We start from the raw sequence: 19,804 nt of genomic DNA, 5'->3' as shown, positions 1-19,804 counted from the left end.
CACAGTCTAGGGACACGGAAGGGGCGCCGTCCTCACGGACGACGCCCCTTCGAGCCCTTCGACGGGCTCAGGAACCGTGCTTACGCAGCCGACTTGGGCGCGTTGACGTCCGCCGGCAGAGCCTTGCGGGCCGTCTCGACGAGATCGGCGAAGGTCGCCGGCTCGTTCACCGCGAGCTCGGCGAGCATGCGGCGGTCGACCTGGACGCCGGCGAGACCGAGGCCCTGGATGAAGCGGTTGTACGTGATGCCGTTCTGGCGGGCAGCGGCGTTGATGCGCTGGATCCACAGACGACGGAAGTCGCCCTTGCGCTTGCGACGGTCGCGGTACGCGTAGACGAGGGAGTGGGTGACCTGCTCCTTCGCCTTGCGGTACAGGCGCGAGCGCTGGCCACGGTAACCCGAGGCGCGCTCGAGGATGACGCGGCGCTTCTTCTGAGCGTTGACGGCGCGCTTGACTCTAGCCATTTTCGTGTATTCCTATCGTGCGATCGGGCGCGTCAGCGGCCGAGGAGCTTCTTGGCGACCTTGGCGTCTGCCTTCGACAGCACCTGGTCCTGGTTGAGGCGGCGGGTGCGACGGCTCGACTTCAGCTCGAGGTTGTGGCGCATGCCGGCCTGCTGCTTCTTCAGCTTGCCGCTGCCGGTGATCTTGAAGCGCTTCTTGGCACCCGAGTGGGTCTTCTGCTTCGGCATCTTCTCTTCCTTCGTATGGCGCCCAGCTGGGCGACAGGGTTCTGCCCGCATGCAGCGGGAGGTCTGTGTGGGGCTACGGGATCCGGCGGATCACTCAGCCGGTGCGGCCGGGGCGCTCGGCGCCGCGGGCGCCTTGGCGTCGCGGGCGGCCTGCTTGTTGGCCGCGCGCTGCGCGTCGCGCACCGCGTTCTGCTCGGCCTTCGCCTCGGACTTGTTCTTGAGCGGGGCGATCACCATGACCATGTTGCGTCCGTCGATGGTGGGGTTGGACTCCACCGTGCCGAACTCGGCCACGTCCTCGGCGAACTTGCGGAGGAGCCGCACGCCCTGCTCGGGACGGGACTGCTCGCGACCGCGGAACAGGATCATCGCCTTCACCTTGTCGCCGGACTTGAGGAAGCCCTCGGCGCGCTTGAGCTTGGTCGTGTAGTCGTGCGCCTCGATCTTCAGACGGAAGCGCACCTCCTTGAGGATGGTGTTCGCCTGGTTGCGGCGAGCTTCCTTCGCCTTCTGCGCAGCCTCGTACTTGAACTTGCCGTAGTCCATGATCTTGACCACGGGAGGCTTCGAGTTCGGGGCCACCTCGACGAGGTCGAGGTCGGCTTCCTGCGCGAGACGCAGCGCGGCCTCGATGCGGACGACGCCGATCTGCTCACCCGCGGGACCGACGAGGCGGACCTCGGGGACGCGGATGCGCTCATTGGTGCGGGGATCGCTGATGCGGACTCCTTAGACGATGGTTTCGGCCACCGCGATCCGGACGGATCACGGGCGAAAGCGGAATCGTCCCACCCGCCGGCACTCAGACGCCGGCGGCACCCTGACGCCTGCACAGCTGTCGCTGCGCGGTGCCTCCCGAGATGACTCGGGCTACCGACGTGAATCGGCGGAGTGCTGGACCCGGTAGCCTTGAGCGGCAAGCGCGGGTGGGAAGTGAATCCTCTTTCGTGCCGGGGCCTAAGCCCCGGAGCCCGCAGAAGTCTATCAGAAGGCAAGACCTTCGGAAAGCCGGCACAGTGAGCACTCCCGCGCCCGACGGCCACGAGCACGTCTCCCCCGTCTCCACGACCGATGACGGCGCCGCGGGAGCGGCCCGCGACATCGCCGACGTCGCCGCCGTCGAGGTCATCACCACGGCCGCCGTGCACCTGCTCAGCGCCGCCGCCGTCAAGGTCGGCCTCGCCGACGACCCAGAATCGCAGAAGGACCTGGACGAGGCCCGCAAGCTCATCAACGCGCTCGCCGGGCTCATCACCGCCGCAGCACCGGAGATCAGCGACATGCACGCGCGGTCCCTGCGCGACGGCCTGCGTTCGGTGCAGCTCGCCTTCCGCGAGGCGTCCGTGATCCCCGACCCGATCGGTCAGGGCCCGGGCGAGAAGTGGACCGGCCCGGTCACCTGACCGGGCCCGCCCTCCGGGGCGGAGCTCAGGCGCCGGCGCGCAGCCGCACCGTGAGCGAGTCGACCAGCACGGCGATCCGGTCGTCCGCAGCCCAGCGCTGGGCGAGACGCGCCAGCACCGCGTCCAGCGTCTCGCGGTCCATGCCCTGCACGAGCTCGAGGGTCACCACGAGCTCGGGGCCGCGCAGCCGCGCGTCCGGGTCGCCCGCCGAGACGGAGACGTCGATCACGGCGAGCTCGCTGCCGACGCTCGCCTGCAGCCCGGCGTAGACCTCGGGCGAGAAGAAGCTCGGCTCCCAGGGCTGGCCCTGCGCGACCGCCCACACGGCGGGGCGGCGCAGCACGAACTCGGTCGCGGATCCGGGATCCAGCACGATCAGCTCGGCGTCGCCGGACGACGCAGACAGCGCGACCCGCGCGGCCTCGACCGGGATGGGGCGCGCCACGGGGTCCCATGCGCGCAGGGTGTCGACGCTCGTGAACGCCGGCTGGACCGTGCGTCCGTCCGGCGAGGCGACCGTCACGAGCGACAGCTCCTGCGTCTTGTCCACGGTCAGGCCGGACGGGGCGACACCCTCCTCGCCCTTCTCCGCGACGAGGGGCACCAGCACGCGCGCGGCGCGGAACGCGTCCACGACCTCGACCTGGGAGCCCTCCCCCGCGCGGAAGCGCGTCAGCGCATCCCAGAGCGCCGGATCCGCCGACCCGTCGTCACCGGCGCGGGTGTTCTCCTGGAATGACCGACCGGCCCAGGGCACGCCGGCGGAGTCTCCGGTCCCGGCCAAGGCGTGCGGGCCGTGGTCGTGGTCGCACGCCGCGGACGCGGTGTCGTCAGGATCCGGCGACATCCAGCGCCTCGGCCAGGGTGAACGCACCGGCGTACAGCGCCTTGCCGACGATCGCGCCCTCGACGCCGAGCGGCACGAGCTCGCGCAGCGCGGCGATGTCGTCGAGGTTGGCGATGCCGCCCGAGGCCACGACGGGCTTCGGGGTGCGCGCGGTGATCTCGCGGAGCAGGTCGAGGTTCGGGCCCTTGAGGGTGCCGTCCTTCGTCACGTCCGTGACCACGTAGCGGCTGCAGCCCGCGTCCTCCAGGCGGTCCAGCACCGTCCAGAGGTCGCCGCCCTCCTTGGTCCAGCCGCGCGCCGCGAGCGTCGTGCCGCGGACGTCGAGGCCGACCGCGACCGCGTCGCCGTACCGGGCGATCACATCGGCGGCCCACTCGGGGTTCTCCAGCGCGGCCGTGCCGAGGTTGATCCGGGCGGCGCCCGACTCCATCGCGGCCTCGAGGCTCGCGTCGTCGCGGATCCCGCCGGAGAGCTCGACGTTGACGCCGCGGAACTGCTTGATGACGCGACGCAGGATGGGCGCGTTGCTGCCGCGGCCGAACGCCGCGTCGAGGTCGACGAGGTGGATCCACTCGGCGCCCTGGTCGACCCACTCGGCGGCCGCGTCGAGCGGATCGCCGTAGCTGGTCTCGCTTCCGGCCTCGCCCTGGGTCAGGCGCACGGCCTGACCGCCGGCCACGTCGACGGCCGGGAGGAGGGTCAGGGAGGGGGACTGCGCGAACTCGTTCATGTCGTCCTTCGGGTCACGGTGCGCCGGCCCGCTGCAGGCTCGGCACGAGAGAAGAGAGTAGTCCGGGCGACGGTGGGGCACCAATCCCCTCCGCCGCACGGCCGCGGAGGTCAGAGCGTGGAGATCCAGTTGCCCAGAAGCCGGATCCCCGCATCGCCGGACTTCTCCGGGTGGAACTGCGTGGCCGAGAGCGGTCCGTTCTCGACAGCCGCGAGGAATCGGGATCCGTGCTCCGCCCAGGTGAGCCGCGGCTGCGGGAACGGGGGCATGACCTCCAGCTCCCAGGACTGCGCGGCGAACGAGTGCACGAAGTAGAACCGTTCGTGCTCGATGCCGCGGAACAGCACGCTGCCCTCGTCCGGCTCGACGGTGTTCCAGCCCATGTGCGGGAGCACCGGAGCATCGAGCTCCGTCACCACTCCCGGCCATTCGCCGAGCCCGTCGACCTCGGCGCCGCGCTCGACCCCGCCGGCGAACAGCACCTGCATGCCGACGCAGATCCCCAGCACCGGGCGACCGCCGGCGAGGCGACGCTCGATGATCTCATCGCCGCGGTGAGCGGCCAGGGCCTCGCGGACGGCGGCGAACGCGCCCACACCAGGGACCACGAGTCCGTCCGCCTCGAGGGCCTCCGTGCGATCGCCGGTCAGCCGGGCGTCCGCGCCGGCGCGGATGAGCGCCTTCACGGCCGAGTGCACGTTGCCGGAGCCGTAGTCGAACACCGCGACGGTGGGGCGACGCCCCTCGGCGGACGCGCTCACAGGGCGCCCTTGGTCGACGGCACACCGACCACCAGCGGGTCGAGGGCCTTCGCCTGCCGGAACGCACGCGCGAACGCCTTGAACTCGGCCTCCGCGATGTGGTGCGGGTCGCGGCCGCTGATCACGCGCACGTGCACGGTGAGGGCGGCGTTGTAGGCGATGGCCTCGAAGACGTGCCGCACGAGGGAACCCGTGAAGTGACCGCCGATGAGGTGGTGCTCGTAGCCCGCCGGCTCGCCCTCGTGCACGAGGTACGGCCGCCCGGAGATGTCGACGACGGCCTGCACGAGCGCCTCGTCCAGGGGCACGAGCGCATCGCCGTAGCGGGAGATCCCGCTCTTGTCGCCGAGGGCCTCCCGGATCGCCTGGCCGAGCACGATCGCGACGTCCTCCACCGTGTGGTGCGCGTCGATGTGGATGTCGCCCGAGGCGCGCACCGTGAGGTCGGTCAGCGAGTGCTTCGCGAACGCGGTGAGCAAGTGGTCGAAGAAGGGCACCGAGGTGTCGATGTGGCTCTGACCGGTGCCGTCCAGGTTCAGCTCGAGCTCGATCGTCGACTCGGAGGTGGAGCGGGTGCGGCGGGCGGAACGAGCGGTCATGAGGCCGATCCTATCGAGGCGAGCGCGTCCAGGAACGCGGTGGTCTCGGCCTCGGTGCCGGCCGTGACGCGCAGGTGATTCGGGATCCCGACATCACGGATCAGGACCCCCTTGTCGTAGAGCGCGCGCCAGGTCGCGGCGGGGTCGGTCACGCCGCCGAACAGCACGAAGTTCGACCAGGAGCGATGCGGTGCGTATCCCAGCGCCTCGAGGGTCGCGGTGATGCGATCCCGCTGGGAGACGATCTCATCGACCATCCCCAGCATGATCGGCGCGTTGCGCAGCGCCGCGATCGCCGCTGCCTGGGTCAGCGCGCTGAGGTGGTAGGGCAGCCGCACCAGACGGAGCGCGTCGATGAACGCGGGGTCCGCGGCGAGGTAGCCGACCCGCGCCCCGGCGAAGGCGAAGGCCTTGCTCATCGTGCGCGAGACGGCCAGCCGCGGCCGCCCGTCGAGCAGGGACAGCGCGGAGGGCGAGTCCTTGGGAGCGAACTCCTGGTACGCCTCGTCCACGATGACGATGCCGCGGGCGGCGTCGTAGACGGCCTCGACCACCTCGAGCGGAAGGGGCGTCCCGGTGGGGTTGTTCGGCGCGCAGAGCAGGATCACGTCGGGGTCGTGCTCGCGCACCTGCGCGACCGCCTCGTCGACGGTGATCTCGTAGTCGGGGTGCCTCGTACCGGCGACCCAGGTCGCACCCGTCCCCTGGGTCAGCAGGGGGTACATCGAGTACGTCGGGGCGAAGCCGAACACCGTGCGCCCGGGACCGGCGAACGCCTGGAGGATGTGCTGGAGCACCTCGTTGGATCCGTTGCCCGCCCAGATGTTCGAGGCTTCGAGGCCGTGGCCGAGGTAGCCGGCGAACGCCTCCCGGAGCTCGGTGAACTCGCGGTCCGGGTAGCGGTTCACGTCGCGCAGCGCCACCGCGATGTCGTCGAGGATGTCGCTCGCGACGCTCTCGGGCACCGGATGGGTGTTCTCGTTCACGTTCAGCGCCACGGGCAGCGGCGCCTGCGGGGCTCCATACGGGCGGAGCCCGCGGAGGTCGTCACGAAGGGGTAAGTCGTCGAGCGAGGCAGTCACCCTGCCATGCTAGGCGGCTCGGATGTGCACCGGCGCACAGATGTCGGCGGTTGCAGAGCTCCGGCGGAGCACGGGTGCCGAGTCCGAAGCGGTGCGAGTCAGCGCTGCGTCGCGCTGTACTGCGCGGGGATCGCCAGGTGCTGACCGACCTCGATCACGCCGCCGCCGATCATGTTGAGCTGGGAGATGTCGGCCACGACGTCACGCGGATCCGCGTCGGGTGCGATCTCGCCCGCGATCGACCACAGCGTGTCCCCGGGCTGCACCGTGACCGTCGCGAACGCACCTCCCGCGGTGTGCTCGCCCGCGGCGAGAGCCGATCCCCCGCTCAGTGCGGCGAAGGCGATCCCGGCCGCCACCGGCAGCGCGACCAGCGCCGCCAGCACGCGCCGACCGCGGGCGGTGATCCGCAGACGCGTGGCGGGGACCGGTGCGGCGAAGGTGATGCTGCTCATGGTGCTTCTCCTCTGTTGTGTGCGGGTCCGCCTCTCCCCGGATCCCGATAGCTCCTCTGTGTGAGCTTCCGGGGGTCCGGGCCTCTGGAGAGGCGAACCTACGTTCCGAAACTACTTTCGAGTTCGAACATCTGTCAAGCGTTCTTCGAAAATCGGGGATCCGAATTCATCGACACGCTCGAACAGATCTACCGATTCCGCTCCGGTCTCGGATACGGTTTCGATAACAAGACCCCATCACGGACCACCGACATTCGAACCGCCGCCCCCGGACAGGCGGGATCGAACGGCTCCGCGAAGGCCGGACGCACACGAAGGAGATGGCATGAGCGACGGCGCGACCCCCGGCTCCGAGGCCCCGCGGACGCGGCGCCGCAAGAGCCTCAGTGCGAAGCAGATGGCGATCCTCGAGGTCATCCAGACCTCGATCGCCCGGTACGGCTACCCGCCGAGCATGCGCGAGATCGGCGACGCCGTCGGCCTCAAGTCGCTGAGCAGCGTGACGCATCAGCTCGGCCAGCTCGAGCTGAGCGGCTACCTGCGCCGCGACGCCGGCAAGACCCGCGCCATGGAGGTGCTGATCGACCTCCCGGGGACCTCCACGGAGAACCCCGCCGACACGGCGCCGTCGGTCGGCGACGCGGCCCTGGTGCCGCTCGTCGGCCGGATCGCGGCGGGTGTGCCGATCACGGCGGAGCAGCAGGTCGAGGAGATCTTCCCCCTCCCCCGCCAGCTCGTCGGCAAGGGCGACCTGTTCATGCTGAAGGTCTCCGGCGAGTCGATGATCGACGCCGCAATCTGCGACGGGGACTGGGTGGTCGTACGCTCCCAGGGCACGGCCGAGAACGGCGAGATCGTCGCCGCGATGCTCGACGGCGAGGCCACCGTCAAGACGTTCCGCCGCCGCGACGGTCACGTGTGGCTGCTGCCGCGCAACAGCGCGTTCGAGCCCATCCTGGGCGATGACGCGACCGTTCTGGGCAAGGTCGTGGCCGTGCTGCGCGCCGTCTGATCCTCACGCGCCATCGCGCCATCGAGCCATCCGCGTCGATACCCCCTCTGCGCACCGAGGCCCCCTCTCAGATCCGGATCTGAGAGGGGGCCTCGGTGCTGCGAGGGGGCCTCGACGAGCAGAACGACCTACACGGTCAGACCGCGACCGAGACGTCCTCGCGGACGCGACGGGTGGCCTCGACGATGTTGCGCAGCGAGGCGTTGGTCTCCTCGTAGCCACGCGTCTTCAGGCCGCAGTCCGGGTTGACCCAGAGCTGACGCGTGGGGATCTCCTCGACGGCGCGACGCAGCAGCGTCTCGATCTCGGCGGTCTCCGGCACGCGCGGGGAATGGATGTCATAGACGCCCGGGCCGATGCCGTGGTCGAAGCCCGAGGCGGCGATGTCGGTGACGACCTCCATGCGGCTGCGGGCGGCCTCGATCGACGTCACGTCGGCGTCCAGAGCGCGGATCGCGTCGATGACCACGCCGAACTCCGAGTAGCAGAGGTGGGTGTGCACCTGCGTGGCGGTCTCCGCACCGGCGGTGGAGAGACGGAACGACGCGACGGACCAGTCGAGATAGGCCGGCTGGTCGGCCTTCTTGAGCGGCAGCAGCTCGCGCAGCGCCGGCTCGTCGACCTGGATCACGCCGATGCCGGCGGCCTCGAGATCGGCGATCTCGTCGCGCAGCGCCAGCGCCACCTGGTTCGCGGTCTCCGCGAGCGGCTGGTCGTCGCGCACGAACGACCACGCCAGGATCGTGACGGGACCCGTCAGCATGCCCTTCATCGGCTTCGCGGTGAGGGACTGGGCGTACTGCGACCAGGCGACCGTGATCGGCGCGGGGCGGGAGACGTCCCCCCACAGGATCGACGGACGCGTGGCGCGGGATCCGTAGGACTGCACCCAGCCGTTCTCGGTGACGTCGAAGCCGTCGAGGTTCTCGGCGAAGTACTGCACCATGTCGTTGCGCTCGGGCTCGCCGTGCACGAGCACGTCCAGGCCCAGCTCCTCCTGGAGCTCGACGACGCGGCCGATCTCGTCGCGGAGGAAGCCGTCGTACTCGTCGGCGGTGATCTCGCCCCGGGTGAACTGCGCACGGGCGCGACGGATCTCGCCGGTCTGCGGGAAGGATCCGATCGTGGTGAGCGGCAGCGCGGGCAGGTTCAGCGCGTTCTCCTGCGCCACGACGCGGGCGTCGTAGTCCCCGCGGCTGAAGTCGCCCTCGGTGAGGCCCGCGGTCCGCGCACGCACGGCCTCGACGCGCACGCCGGGGGCGCTCAGGCGATCGGCGAGAGCGGCGGACGCGGCGTCGAGCTCGGCGGCGATCGCGTCGCGGCCCTCGGCGAGACCCGTGGCGAGGGTCGTGACCTGGGCGACCTTCTGGTCGGCGAAGGCGAGCCAGCTCACCAGCCGGGCATCGAGCTTCGTCTCGTCCTCGACGTCGTGCGGCACGTGCTGCAGCGACGTGGAGGTCGCGGCGGAGACGCCGGCCGCGCCGAGACTGCGCAGCGCCTCGAGGGTGTCGAAGGCCGCAGCGAGGTCGCCGCGCCAGATGTTGTGGCCGTCGATCACGCCGCCGACGAGCACCTTGTCCGCGAGCCCGGAGACGGCAGCGGGCACGGTGCCGCGCACCAGGTCGAGGCCGATCGCCTCGATCGGGGCCCCGGCGAGGACCTCGAGGTTCGCGTCGAGCGCCGCGTACGGCGCGGCGACGAAGATCGCCGGGCGCTCGGCGAACCCGCCGAGGACGCCGTAGGCGCGTGCGGCGGCGGCGCCGAGCTCGGCGACCGAGGCGGGCAGGGACTCGCTCACGAGGGCCGGCTCGTCGAGCTGCACCCACTCCGCACCCGCGGCCTTGAGCGCGCCGAGCAGCTCGGCGTACACCGGCAGCAGGTCGTCCAGGCGCGACAGCGGGTCGAAGCCCGCGGGCGCCTCGTCGGCCGCCTTGGCGAGGGCGAGGAAGGTGACGGGACCGACGACCACCGGACGCGTGCGGAAGCCGGCTTCCGCCGCCTCCTGCACCTGGCGCACGATGCGGTCGCTGGACAGCGAGAACACGGTGTCGGGGCCGATCTCCGGCACGAGGTAGTGGTAGTTCGTGTCGAACCACTTCGTCATCTCGAGCGGCGCGCGCTCGCCCTCGCCGCGGGCGACGGTGAAGTAGGCGGGCAGGCCGATCGTGCCGTCCTCGGAGCGGAGATCCTCGAAGCGCGCCGGGATCGCGCCGACCGTGACGGCGGCGTCGAGCACCTGGTCGTAGTACGAGAACGACTCGGGGATCGCCGAGTCGTCACGGCCCAGCCCCTGCGCGGCGAGGCGCTCCCGGGTGGTCGCACGCAACTCGGCGGCGGTGCGCTCGAGCTCGGCCTCGTCGATCCGCCCGGCCCAGAACGCCTCGACGGCCTTCTTGAGCTCGCGGCGACGGCCGATGCGGGGGTAGCCCAGGACGGTGCCCTCGGGGAATGCGGTCATGACGGTCCTCTCTGACGGAAGGGGGAAGGTGCGGCTCAGCGCGCGCCGACGGTCTGGAGCACGCCGGCGTTCTCGAGCACGTCGAGCACGGTGCGGTGCTGGTTGAAGGCGTACAGGTGCACGCCGGGTGCGCCGCCGTCGACGAGCTCGCGAACGAGGGCGGCCGCCTGGGCGATGCCGATCTCGGTGCGCCCCTCGGCGGTGGGCTCGACCTCGAGCGCGATGGACAGTTCGGCGGGCAGCTCCTCGCCGCTGAGCTCCAGCACACGGCGGAGCCGGGCGGGCGAGGTGATCGGCATGATCCCGGGCAGGATCGGGATCGTCACCCCGGCGCGGCGGGCCCGCTCGACGAAGGCGAAGTAGTCGTCGGGATGGAAGAAGAGCTGCGTGATCGCGAGCGTCGCCCCCGCCGCCTGCTTGGCCAGCAGCGCGTCGATGTCCTGGTTCCGATAGGTCGAGCGCGGGTGCCCGTTCGGATAGGCGGCGACCGCGATGTTCACCTTGCGGCGCGGGGTCACCTGCACGGCGCCCGGGACGCCGGGGATGGGGCGCTCCTGGTAGGGCGCGCGCTCGGCCTGCGCCCGGTCGATGAGCTGCACGAGCTGAGCCGAGCTCTCCAGGTCGCCGAGGAACGGCGCGCTCTCGTCGATCGGCGGATCCCCGCGCAGGGCGAGGAAGCTGAGGATCCCCGCGTCGAGGAACTCCCGGATCAGCCGGGAGGCCCCGGCGTACGTGCTGCCGACGCAGGTGAGGTGCGCCAGCGGCTCGACCGAGGTGTGCTCGCGGATGTAGCGCAGCACGTCGAGCGAGCGGCCCCCCACGGAGCCGCCGGCGCCGTAGGTGACGGAGATGAAGCGCGGCGTCACCGAGGCGAGCTGCTGGATGGTCTCGTGCAGCGCCTCGACCGGCGCCGGGGTGCGCGGCGGATACAGCTCGAAGGAGATCGGCACGCGCGGCGCGACGACCCCGATCGGGGCGAACGGCGGCGCATCGAAGGACATCTCTCTCCTGCATCGGGGTGGTCCCCCCACGGTAGGCGGCGCCGAGGGGCGACGCATTCTGTGTTTCATCATGTGTCGCGCTCTCCGCGAACCGCGGCCGGCGGGATCCGCGCCCGCATCCGCCGCGCGCTCTTCTAGGCTCGAAGCATGAGCTCTGCACACGGTTCCTGGCCCTCCCCGCTGACCTCGGCCGACCTCGCCGCCGCGGGCGTGCGGATCGACGGCGCACGGTTCGCCGCGGACGGGATCTGGTGGAGCGAGTCGGTGCCGCAGGAGCGCGGACGCATGCGCGTGCTCCGCACCGCGCCCGACGGCACGGTGCACGAGGTGCTGCCGGCGCCGTGGGGCGCGCGCTCCCGCGTGCACGAGTACGGCGGCGGCGCGTGGACCGTGGCGGATGACGGCACGCTGTTCTTCGTCGACGGCGACGATCAGCGCGTGCGCCGGTGGGATCCGGAAGCCGTCGCACCCGTGCCGCTGACGCCCTCGGGAGCGCAGTACGGAGGACTCCGGCTGCAGCAAGGGCGTCTCTTCGCCGTGCGGGAGGACCTGCGACCCGACCCGCATGTGCGTGCCATCGTGGAGATCCCCGTCGACGGATCCGCGGCGGAGGACGACGGGGCCGTCCGCGTGATCGTCTCCCACGGCGGCTTCTACGCCCACCCCGCGCTCTCACCCGACGGATCCCGCCTCGCCTATGTGCTCTGGCCGGACACGCGCATGCCCTGGGACGCCGCCCTCGCCTGCGTCGTGGATCTCGCCTCGGGCGCCGACGGCGCGATCCCGAGCCGGGCGGCGCTGCAGCCCGAATGGGTCTCGGATGACGAGCTGCTGTTCGCCGATGATGCGACGGGCCGGTGGAATCTGCACCGGGCACGCATCGGCGCGCAGCCGGCGCCTCCGATCCCGACACCCCTCGCAACCCGCGAGGACTTCTCGCGCGCCGACGCCGACACCGGCGGCGGGCTCTGGGTGCTCGGCCAGCGCTGGTTCCGGATCCTGGACGACGGACGGATCCTCGCGGTCCGGACGAACGGCTCGGACTCGCTGGTCCTGCTGGACCGGGACGGCGCGCTCCTCCGCGAGCTGGACGTGCCGTTCGACGCCGACCTCAGCCTCGAGGATGCCCGTGGCTCCCGAGTGCTCGTCACGGGTCAGGGGCGGCGGGTCACCCCCGGTCTCTGGGAGCTCGACGTCGACGCCGGCACCGTCCGGGCGATCCGCGCCGGCGACGCGGTGGATCCGGCCTGGGTGCCGGGGGCGCGCCCGGTGACCTTCGCAGGACCGCACGGCCCCGTGCACGCGTTCGACCACGCGCCCGCGAATCCCGGCGTCCGCGCCGAGGCGGGCGCTCTGCCTCCGTACATCGTGCAGGTGCACGGCGGCCCCACCGCGCACGCGACCGGAGCGCAGGCGAGCTGGATCACCGCGTTCACCAGCCGCGGGATCGGCGTGCTCGAGGTGAACTACGGCGGGTCGACCGGGTACGGCCGGGCCTACCGCGAGCGGCTCGACGGCCAGTGGGGCGTCGTCGACGTGGACGACGTCCTCGCCGCGGCGCAGGGTCTCGCCGACGCCGGCATCGCGGACCCGGCGCGCATCGCCATCCGCGGCGGCTCCGCCGGCGGATGGACCGTGCTGTCCGCACTCGTGCGCGGCGGGGTGTTCGCCGCGGGGATCGACCGCTACGGGGTCGTCGACCTCCGCCTTCTCGCGGAGGAGACGCACGACTTCGAGCGCTACTACCTGGACGGACTGGTCGGGCCGCTGCCCGAGGCCGAGCAGACGTACATCGACCGCTCGCCGCTCACCCACGCGGACCGGATCGACGTGCCCGTGCTGATCCTGCAGGGGGCGGATGACGCCGTGGTCCCGCCGTCGCAGTCCGAGGCGATCCGCGATGCGCTCGCCGCGCGCGGCGTGCGGCACGAGTACCTGCTGTTCCCCGGAGAGGGGCACGGATTCCGGCGGGCGGAGACGATCATCGCCGCGGCGGAGGCCGAACTGCGCTTCCTCGGCGAGGTGTTCGGGTTCGATCCTGCCCCGTAGCTCGGGCTCAGACGCCCGCGCGCGAAGAGGTCACTCCCCCAGGCGGTTGCGGGAGCGCATCGCGCGCTCCGCCTCGCGGGTGTCCTGTCGCTCACGCAGGGTCTGCCGCTTGTCGTACTCGCGCTTGCCCTTCGCGAGGGCGATCTCGACCTTGGCGCGCCCATCCGAGAAGTACAGGCGCAGCGGGATGAGCGTGTAGCCACCGGCGGAGACCGCGTGCGAGAGCTTCGCGATCTCCTCCTTGTGCAGCAGGAGCTTGCGGATCCGCTTGGCCGAATGGTTCGTCCAGTGCCCCTGCGAGTACTCCGGGATGTGCACCGCATCGAGGAACGCCTCGTTGCCCTTGATGAACGCGTATCCGTCCGTCAGGTTGGCGCGCCCCTGGCGCAGCGACTTCACCTCGGTGCCCGTGAGCACGAGTCCCGCCTCGTACGACTTCTCGAGGTTGTAGTCGTGACGTGCGCGACGATTGGTCGCGATGACCTTCTCCCCGCGTTCCCTGGGCATGGCGATCTCCTGATTCTGCGCCGCGCGGGCGCACGGCAGCCTGTCAGCCTATCAGGCGCGGAGCCACCGGCGGATCGCGAACCCGGCGCTGAGCGCCGCGAGGATCACGCCGATGCCGATCAGCACCGGGACGACGAGGAGCGCCTCGTTGAGGCCGACCCACGTGGTGATGAACGCGACCCGCTTCGTCAGGTACTCCTGCACGCCGAAGTGGACGCCCAGCAGCACCGCGGCGCTCGCGAGCACCGAACCGATCACGGCGGCGAACACGCCCTCCAGGACGAACGGCGTCTGGATGAAGCGGTTCGACGCTCCGACCAGGCGCATGATCCCGATCTCCCGCCGTCGCGCGTACGCCGACAATCGGATCGTGGTGCCGATCAGCAGCACGGCCGCGATGAGCATCAGCACCGCGATCCCGACGGCGATGTACGTCGCGACGGTGAGCGCGTTGAAGAGGGGATCCAGGTACTCGAGCTGGTCCTTCACCTCGTCCACGCCCTTGAGGCCGCTGAAGGCCTCCGCGATCACGGCCGACTGGGTCTGGTCCTTGAGGTTCACCTTGAAGACGGCGTTGACCTGATCGGGGGTGAGCACACCGGCGTAGTCCTTGCCGACGAGCTTCAGCGTCTCCTGGTAGGCCTCGTCCGCCGTCTGGAACGAGCTCTTGGCGATCAGCGGCTTCAGCGTGTCGCCGTCGAGCTCGGCCTGGACGGCCTTGATCTGATCCTCCGTCGCGACGCCGCCAACGCACCCGGGCGACGTGGAGACCGAGGAGCACATGTAGATCGCGACCTGCGCGCGGTCCTGCCAGTAGGCCCGCATCGTGCCGATCTGGGCCTGCATGAGGATCGCCGCGCCGACGAACGTGAGGGACACGAACGTCACCAGCACGACGGAGATGACCATGGAGGCGTTGCGGCGCAGGCCGGTCAGCGCCTCGCCGAGGATGAGTCCGAACCTCATGACACGGGACCCACTTCCTCGTCGTCGCCGGTATCGAGCCCGAGCCGGTCGGCGACCCCGAGTTCGGCGAGGTCCACAGGCGGGACGACGATCGGCGGCGAAGCCGGCGGCGCGTCGTCGGCCGTCGAGGCCGTCGGTCGCGGATTCCTCGGCGCATCGGCGGGCGCGGGGGCGGCCACCGGTTCGGCGATCGCGGCCTCGGTCTCCCGGTGCACCTCCCGCACGGTCTGCAGGGCGGCGGTCGCCGCCGCACCACGGATCGCCTCGGGCTCCAGACGCGGCACGTTGGAGGTGTCGCCGTAGCCGCCGCCGACCTCGTCGCGCACCATCTCGCCGTCGCGCAGCTCGATCACGCGGCGCTGCATCTGATCGACGAACGCCGCCTCGTGCGTGGCCATGACCACCGTGGTGCCGCCGGCATTGATGCGCGCGAGCAGCTGCATGATGTCGACGGACGTGCCGGGGTCGAGGTTGCCGGTCGGCTCGTCGGCGAGCACGATCTGCGGGCGGTTGACGATGGCCCGCGCGATCGCCACGCGCTGCTGCTCACCACCGGAGAGCTCGTGCGGCAGGCGCTTCTCCTTGCCGCTCAAGCCCACGAGCGCGAGGGCCTCGGGCACCGCCTGCTGGATGAAGCCCCGCGAGGCGCCGGTCACCTGCAGGGTGAACGCGACGTTCTGGTACACGGTCTTCGACGGCAGCAGACGGAAGTCCTGGAAGACCGACCCGATGCTGCGACGGAAGTAGGGGACCTTGCGGTTCGCGATGGATTTGAGGTCGCGCCCGAGCACGGCGACGCGGCCGGAGGTCGGTGACTCCTCGCGGAGGATCAGCTGCAGACAGGAGCTCTTCCCGGATCCCGACGCGCCGACGAGGAAGACGAACTCGCCTCGCTGCACCTCGAAATCGACCCCGGAGAGCGCGGGACGCTTGGTGCCGCGATAGCGCTTGGTGACGTTCTCGAATCGGATCATGGCGTGTCGAGCCTAAGCGGGCGTGGCCCGCAGCCCGCGAGCGACACCCCCGCGCGGCGGGTTGGCGGCGCCGAGTCGGCGGGATCCCGGTCCGGCGAGTTTGCTGTCCCGGATGATTCTGGGAAGACTCTGTGCGAGTGTTATTGGAACGCTGAGGATATCGCCGATGGGGCGCGATCCTCGCCAACGGGAGGGGCTCCATGGAAACGCCGGCAGGCTGGTACGACGACGGATCCGGAAGGCAGCGCTGGTGGGACGGCCGGCAGTGGACCGACCACTACGCCGGCCCGCAGCAGCCATCGACCCCTCCGGTCGTTCCGGGCTCCCCCGCCCCCTCGATCGCCGCACCCCAGATGACCGCGCCGCAGATGGCCGCACCCCAGATGGCCGTGCCCGGGACGGCCATCCCCGCGATGGCCGCACCCGCGCCCGGGACCAAGCGCGTCGGGGTGCTCGGCTGGATCGCGCTGGGAGTCACCGCCGTCGGCGCGATCGTCTCCTGGATTCCGCCGATCATGCTCTTCGGCTGGATCCTGCTGGGCATCGGATTCGTGCTCTCGATCGTCTCGCTGTTCCTCCGGGGCGCGAAGTGGCCGGGAATCGTGGGGATCGCGCTCTCGATCGTCGCGGGCATCGTCTCCGGCATCGTGCTGTTCACGGTCTTCCTCGGCTACGCGAGCACGCATCCGGACGAGTTCGACGGATCCGCTCCGGCGGCATCCGATGCGGCGACGGATCCGGGCACCACGACCACCGATGCCGCGGACAGGCCCTCTGCTCAGGAGGTCGCCGACGGGTTCCTCGTCATCATGGACGCGGCGGGCGCCAGCGGCCAGTACACCGACGATGAGGCGCTGTGCATCGGACAGCATCTCGTCGACTCGGAGGTCTCGACCGAGAGTCTCATCAACGTGGCGGACGGACGCGACATCCAGTCCGACGAGACCGAGCGGCAGCTGGTCGTTCAGACGACCATGGAGGCGGTCACGGCCTGCAAGACGGCGCCGTGATCCGCGACGCCGCGCCGGGCGCTCAGAGCCGGATGTAGATCGGCGGGCCCGAGCTCGCCCACGGCGCGTGGTGCTCGACGTAGCGCCCCCAGTCGGGCGAGTCGATGATGCCCCCGGCGCCGTCCCAGATGCCGATGTGTCGCCCCGGCCACCAGACCAGATCCCCCGCCCGCGCCTCGTCGGCGGAGATCACGGTGCCGAGCGCGGCCTGGTTGTCGGCGCCGCGGGGAAGACTGATCCCGAAGTGGCCGAACACGTACTGGACCAGTCCGTCGCAGCCGAAGGAGTCGCTCGGGTCGGCGCCCCAGCCGTAGGGGACCACGCCGACGAAGGTCTCGGCGTAGGCGACGACGGCCTCACCGGAGAACGACTGCGGCGCGGCGGATGCCGATGCGGCCGTCGCCGAGGACGCGGGCGCCTCGGCGACAACGGGTGCGGCGGGCGGCGCCGGCGGCGTGTAGACCTCGAACGCGGCGCGGGAGAGGGTCTGCTCCTGAGCGGCGGACGCGACCGTGTAACTCTGCGGATCCACGACGAGCGACACCGCGCTGCGCCCGGCGGACGGGTCCGCGGGAGGGAAGGCGAACGCCGCCGTCGCCGCGGCAGGAAGGATCAGCGCTGCGATGGCGCAGCCGGCCGCCGTCTTCCGGGTCAGAGTCATCGGGATTCTCCGTGTCACCGTCATCGGGAGACCACCCTACGGGCATTCCCGTGCTCCGTCACCTGGGAAGGCGCTGAGCAACCGGGAGTCCGACGGCAATCAGTCGTCTTCGTCCTTGCGCTTGCGCCAGCGGATCCCGGCCGAGATGAAGCCGTCCAGGTCGCCGTCGAAGACCGTCGCAGGGTTGCCGGACTCGTGTCCGGTGCGCAGATCCTTGACGAGCTGCTGGCCGTAGAGGAAGTAGGAGCGCATCTGGTCGCCCCAGCTCGCCGTGATGTTGCCCGCGAGCTCCTTCTTCTTGGCGGCCTCCTCCTCCTTCTGCAGCAGCAGCAGGCGGGTCTGCAGCACGCGCATGGCGGCGGCGCGGTTCTGGATCTGCGACTTCTCGTTCTGCATCGACACGACGATGCCGGTCGGCAGGTGCGTGATGCGCACCGCGGAGTCGGTCGTGTTGACCGACTGGCCGCCGGGACCCGAGGAGCGGAACACGTCGACGCGGATGTCGCCCTCGGGGATGTCGACCTCGGTCGCCTCCTCCATGAGCGGGATGACCTCGACGGCGGCGAACGACGTCTGGCGCTTGTCGGCGGATCCGAACGGGCTGATCCGGGCGAGGCGGTGGGTGCCCGCCTCCACAGAGAGGGTGCCGAAGGCGTAGGGCGCATCGACCTCGAAGGTCGTGGACTTGATGCCCGCGCCCTCGGCGTAGGAGGTGTCCATGACCTTGACCGGGAACTTGTGGCGCTCGGCGTAGCGCAGGTACATGCGCAGCAGCATCTCGGCGAAGTCGGTGGCGTCGTCGCCGCCCGCACCCGAGCGGATCGTGATGATCGCGGCGCGCTCGTCGTACTCGCCGTCCAGCAGGGTCTGCACCTCGAGCTGGTTCACCGTGTCGGTGAGGGAGGCGAGCTCGGCGCGCGCCTCGGCGGCGGAGTCCTCGTCCTCCATCTCGTTGGCGAGCTCGACCAGCACCTCGAGGTCGTCGAGACGCTGCTCCACCTCGGTGACGCGCTTGAGGTCCGCCTGGCGGTGGCTGAGGGCGCTCGTCACCTTCTGCGCCTTCTCGGGGTCGTCCCAGAGGTCGGGCGCGCCCGCTTCCTCGCTGAGGCGTTCGATGTCGGCGCGGAGTCCCTCGACGTCGGCGACCTCGCGGATGTCGCCGAAGGTCTGACGGAGGGCCGCGATTTCGGCGGAGAGATCAAGTTCGAGCATGGCACCTCAGAGTATCGCGCGCAGCGATGCCCTGACGAACCCTCGGGCCAGATCGTCGTCGCCCGCGGGTGCGCGACCCGGCATCCGCGCACGGGTCTACCGTGGAGTCGTGGCGGAACGGGCGATCTCTGTGCTGTGGAAGTTCGGCCCGATGGTGTACCTGCCCACGCTCCTCTTCTCGCTCGGCGAGGGCGCGGTCGTGCCGCTCATCCCCGTGATCGCGGCGAGCCGGGGGGCGACCCTCGCGTCGGCCGGCCTCATCGCCTCGGCGCTCGTGGTGGGACAGCTGTGCGGCAACATCCCCGCGGGCTGGCTGGTGTCGCGGGTCGGCGAGCGGTACACGATGGTGATCGCCGGTGCCCTCTCCCTCATCGGCGTGGTCGCGGGAGCGCTCGCGCCGAGCCTCGTCGTGTTCACGGTCGCCGTGTTCGTGGTCGGCATGTCGGCGGCGGCGTTCGGACTGGCCCGGCACGCGTTCATGACGACCCGTGTTCCGGTCGAGTTCCGCGCCCGCGCGCTGTCGCTGCTGGGCGGCTCCTTCCGTGCCGGCATGTTCGTGGGGCCCTTCATCGCCGCGGCGCTGCTGGCTCTGTTCCACACCGAGAACGCCGCCCTGTGGTTCTTCGTCGTGCTGCTGGTCGCGCTGATCCTGCTCGTGCTGTTCGGGCCGGATCCGGAGGCGCAGGCCGCGGCCGCCGATCGCGATCCCGGCGATGTCGAGGACACCGGTGAGGCGGTGAGCGGATCGATCCCCACGATCGAGCGCGCGGGCGTCTTCCGCACGATGTGGCGCAACCGCGGGGTGCTGGGGCGCCTGGGCCTCGCCGCGGCGAGCCTCTCGGCCGTGCGCTCCGCCCGCCAGGTGGTGCTGCCGCTGTGGGGCGTCTCGATCGGGCTGGACGCCTCGTCGATCGCCCTCGTGGTCGGCGTCTCCGGCGCGATCGACTTCGCCCTGTTCTACGCGAGCGGTCAGGTCATGGACCGCTTCGGCCGCCTCTGGGCCGCGCTGCCGGCGATGGTGCTGATGGGCGCCGGCTTCCTCGTGCTCTCCCTCACGCACGACGCGAGCACGAACGTGCTCTGGTTCGGGATGATCGCGGCCGTGCTCGGCGTCGGCAACGGGCTCTCCAGCGGCATACTGCTCACGCTCGGAGCCGACGTCGCCCCGCAGTCCGAGCCCGCCGCGTTCCTCGGCTCCTGGCGCACGCTCACCGACGCCGGCGGCGCGATCGCTCCCCTGCTGTTCTCGGGGATCGCGGCGATCAGCTCGCTCGCGATCGGAGCAGCCGCCATGGGCGCGATCGGCATCATCGGCGCCGTCGGGTTCCTGCGGTTCATCCCCCGGTTCGTGCCGCGACGGACCCTGCTCTAGCGCCCCGCAGC

The 19,804-nt window shown here is 71.1% G+C and carries 21 protein-coding genes; 5 read left to right on the top strand and 16 right to left on the bottom strand.

Annotated elements, in window-relative coordinates; translation table 11 throughout:
- Positions 1-80: 80 nt before the first annotated feature.
- The 3 genes from rplT to infC all read right to left on the bottom strand — a co-directional run bounded on the left by rplT (position 81) and on the right by infC (position 1,387).
- On the bottom strand, positions 81-467 hold the full coding sequence (rplT, locus tag WFJ17_RS15900; protein WP_336648916.1) for a 50S ribosomal protein L20: 387 nt from the start codon (positions 465-467) through the stop codon (positions 81-83).
- A gap of 32 nt (positions 468-499) precedes the next feature.
- Positions 500-694, bottom strand: a complete 195-nt coding sequence (gene rpmI, locus WFJ17_RS15895) for a 50S ribosomal protein L35 (RefSeq protein ID WP_182253581.1) — start codon at positions 692-694, stop codon at positions 500-502.
- 90 nt (positions 695-784) lie between these two features.
- Positions 785-1,387: a translation initiation factor IF-3 gene (gene infC / locus WFJ17_RS15890; RefSeq protein WP_374208788.1), complete on the bottom strand. Its 603-nt coding sequence runs from the start codon at positions 1,385-1,387 to the stop codon at positions 785-787.
- Positions 1,388-1,710: 323 nt separating this feature from the next.
- Here infC and WFJ17_RS15885 point away from each other — a divergent pair, with 323 nt between their 5' ends.
- Positions 1,711-2,097 (top strand): DUF1844 domain-containing protein, encoded by a 387-nt coding sequence (locus WFJ17_RS15885; RefSeq protein WP_251447207.1) that lies wholly within the window; start codon positions 1,711-1,713, stop codon positions 2,095-2,097.
- A 25-nt stretch (positions 2,098-2,122) separates the two neighbouring features.
- Here WFJ17_RS15885 and WFJ17_RS15880 read toward each other — a convergent pair whose 3' ends face one another.
- From WFJ17_RS15880 to WFJ17_RS15855, 6 genes are all read right to left on the bottom strand, one after another.
- Positions 2,123-2,944, bottom strand: coding sequence for an SseB family protein (locus WFJ17_RS15880; protein WP_336648915.1), 822 nt, complete (start codon positions 2,942-2,944; stop codon positions 2,123-2,125).
- Positions 2,928-3,674, bottom strand: a complete 747-nt coding sequence (gene priA, locus WFJ17_RS15875) for a bifunctional 1-(5-phosphoribosyl)-5-((5-phosphoribosylamino)methylideneamino)imidazole-4-carboxamide isomerase/phosphoribosylanthranilate isomerase PriA (protein ID WP_251447203.1) — start codon at positions 3,672-3,674, stop codon at positions 2,928-2,930. The genes WFJ17_RS15880 and priA overlap by 17 nt, the downstream gene beginning before the upstream one ends.
- A 110-nt stretch (positions 3,675-3,784) precedes the next feature.
- Positions 3,785-4,435 (bottom strand): imidazole glycerol phosphate synthase subunit HisH, encoded by a 651-nt coding sequence (gene hisH / locus WFJ17_RS15870; RefSeq protein ID WP_251447201.1) that lies wholly within the window; start codon positions 4,433-4,435, stop codon positions 3,785-3,787.
- On the bottom strand, positions 4,432-5,034 hold the full coding sequence (gene hisB / locus WFJ17_RS15865) for an imidazoleglycerol-phosphate dehydratase HisB (RefSeq protein ID WP_251447199.1): 603 nt from the start codon (positions 5,032-5,034) through the stop codon (positions 4,432-4,434). Before hisB ends, hisH begins: the two co-directional genes overlap by 4 nt.
- Entirely contained in the window at positions 5,031-6,116 is a 1,086-nt protein-coding gene (locus WFJ17_RS15860; RefSeq protein WP_336648914.1) for a histidinol-phosphate transaminase, read from the bottom strand. The genes hisB and WFJ17_RS15860 overlap by 4 nt, the downstream gene beginning before the upstream one ends.
- Before the next feature lie 98 nt (positions 6,117-6,214).
- On the bottom strand, positions 6,215-6,571 hold the full coding sequence (locus tag WFJ17_RS15855) for a LysM peptidoglycan-binding domain-containing protein (RefSeq protein ID WP_336648913.1): 357 nt from the start codon (positions 6,569-6,571) through the stop codon (positions 6,215-6,217).
- Between the two features lie 325 nt (positions 6,572-6,896).
- Here WFJ17_RS15855 and lexA point away from each other — a divergent pair, with 325 nt between their 5' ends.
- The gene (lexA, locus tag WFJ17_RS15850) at positions 6,897-7,583 is read left to right on the top strand and encodes a transcriptional repressor LexA (RefSeq protein WP_251447192.1); all 687 of its coding nucleotides are present in this window, start codon (positions 6,897-6,899) and stop codon (positions 7,581-7,583) included.
- A 136-nt stretch (positions 7,584-7,719) separates the two neighbouring features.
- Here the strand turns inward: lexA and metE are convergent, their stop codons facing one another.
- Positions 7,720-10,041: a 5-methyltetrahydropteroyltriglutamate--homocysteine S-methyltransferase gene (gene metE / locus WFJ17_RS15845; protein WP_336648912.1), complete on the bottom strand. Its 2,322-nt coding sequence runs from the start codon at positions 10,039-10,041 to the stop codon at positions 7,720-7,722.
- 35 nt (positions 10,042-10,076) lie between these two features.
- Positions 10,077-11,042 carry a methylenetetrahydrofolate reductase gene (locus WFJ17_RS15840; protein ID WP_251447188.1) on the bottom strand — a complete coding sequence of 322 codons (966 nt, stop codon included), beginning with the start codon at positions 11,040-11,042 and terminating at the stop codon, positions 10,077-10,079.
- 147 nt (positions 11,043-11,189) lie between these two features.
- Here WFJ17_RS15840 and WFJ17_RS15835 point away from each other — a divergent pair, with 147 nt between their 5' ends.
- Positions 11,190-13,091, top strand: coding sequence for a S9 family peptidase (locus WFJ17_RS15835; protein ID WP_336648911.1), 1,902 nt, complete (start codon positions 11,190-11,192; stop codon positions 13,089-13,091).
- 30 nt (positions 13,092-13,121) lie between these two features.
- Here the strand turns inward: WFJ17_RS15835 and smpB are convergent, their stop codons facing one another.
- The 3 genes from smpB to ftsE are packed head-to-tail and all read right to left on the bottom strand — an operon-like array spanning position 13,122 to position 15,538.
- The gene (gene smpB / locus WFJ17_RS15830; protein ID WP_251447183.1) at positions 13,122-13,598 is read right to left on the bottom strand and encodes an SsrA-binding protein SmpB; all 477 of its coding nucleotides are present in this window, start codon (positions 13,596-13,598) and stop codon (positions 13,122-13,124) included.
- A gap of 51 nt (positions 13,599-13,649) precedes the next feature.
- Entirely contained in the window at positions 13,650-14,564 is a 915-nt protein-coding gene (gene ftsX, locus WFJ17_RS15825) for a permease-like cell division protein FtsX (protein ID WP_251447181.1), read from the bottom strand.
- The gene (gene ftsE / locus WFJ17_RS15820) at positions 14,561-15,538 is read right to left on the bottom strand and encodes a cell division ATP-binding protein FtsE (protein WP_251447178.1); all 978 of its coding nucleotides are present in this window, start codon (positions 15,536-15,538) and stop codon (positions 14,561-14,563) included. The genes ftsX and ftsE overlap by 4 nt, the downstream gene beginning before the upstream one ends.
- Before the next feature lie 200 nt (positions 15,539-15,738).
- Here ftsE and WFJ17_RS15815 point away from each other — a divergent pair, with 200 nt between their 5' ends.
- The gene (locus WFJ17_RS15815; protein ID WP_336648910.1) at positions 15,739-16,548 is read left to right on the top strand and encodes a DUF2510 domain-containing protein; all 810 of its coding nucleotides are present in this window, start codon (positions 15,739-15,741) and stop codon (positions 16,546-16,548) included.
- 22 nt (positions 16,549-16,570) lie between these two features.
- Here WFJ17_RS15815 and WFJ17_RS15810 read toward each other — a convergent pair whose 3' ends face one another.
- Positions 16,571-17,209 (bottom strand): C40 family peptidase, encoded by a 639-nt coding sequence (locus tag WFJ17_RS15810; protein ID WP_336648909.1) that lies wholly within the window; start codon positions 17,207-17,209, stop codon positions 16,571-16,573.
- A gap of 99 nt (positions 17,210-17,308) precedes the next feature.
- On the bottom strand, positions 17,309-18,421 hold the full coding sequence (gene prfB / locus WFJ17_RS15805; protein WP_251447169.1) for a peptide chain release factor 2: 1,113 nt from the start codon (positions 18,419-18,421) through the stop codon (positions 17,309-17,311).
- Between the two features lie 151 nt (positions 18,422-18,572).
- On the opposite strand from prfB, the gene WFJ17_RS15800 reads away from it, so the two are divergent.
- Positions 18,573-19,793 carry an MFS transporter gene (locus WFJ17_RS15800; RefSeq protein ID WP_336648936.1) on the top strand — a complete coding sequence of 407 codons (1,221 nt, stop codon included), beginning with the start codon at positions 18,573-18,575 and terminating at the stop codon, positions 19,791-19,793.
- The last annotated feature ends 11 nt before the right edge of the window (positions 19,794-19,804 follow it).

This window comes from Microbacterium sp. MMO-10, assembly GCF_037148715.1.
Classification (GTDB): Bacteria; Actinomycetota; Actinomycetes; order Actinomycetales; family Microbacteriaceae; genus Microbacterium.
Note: the sequence above shows the minus strand (reverse complement) of the source record. Positions and strands in the feature narration are given on the sequence as shown.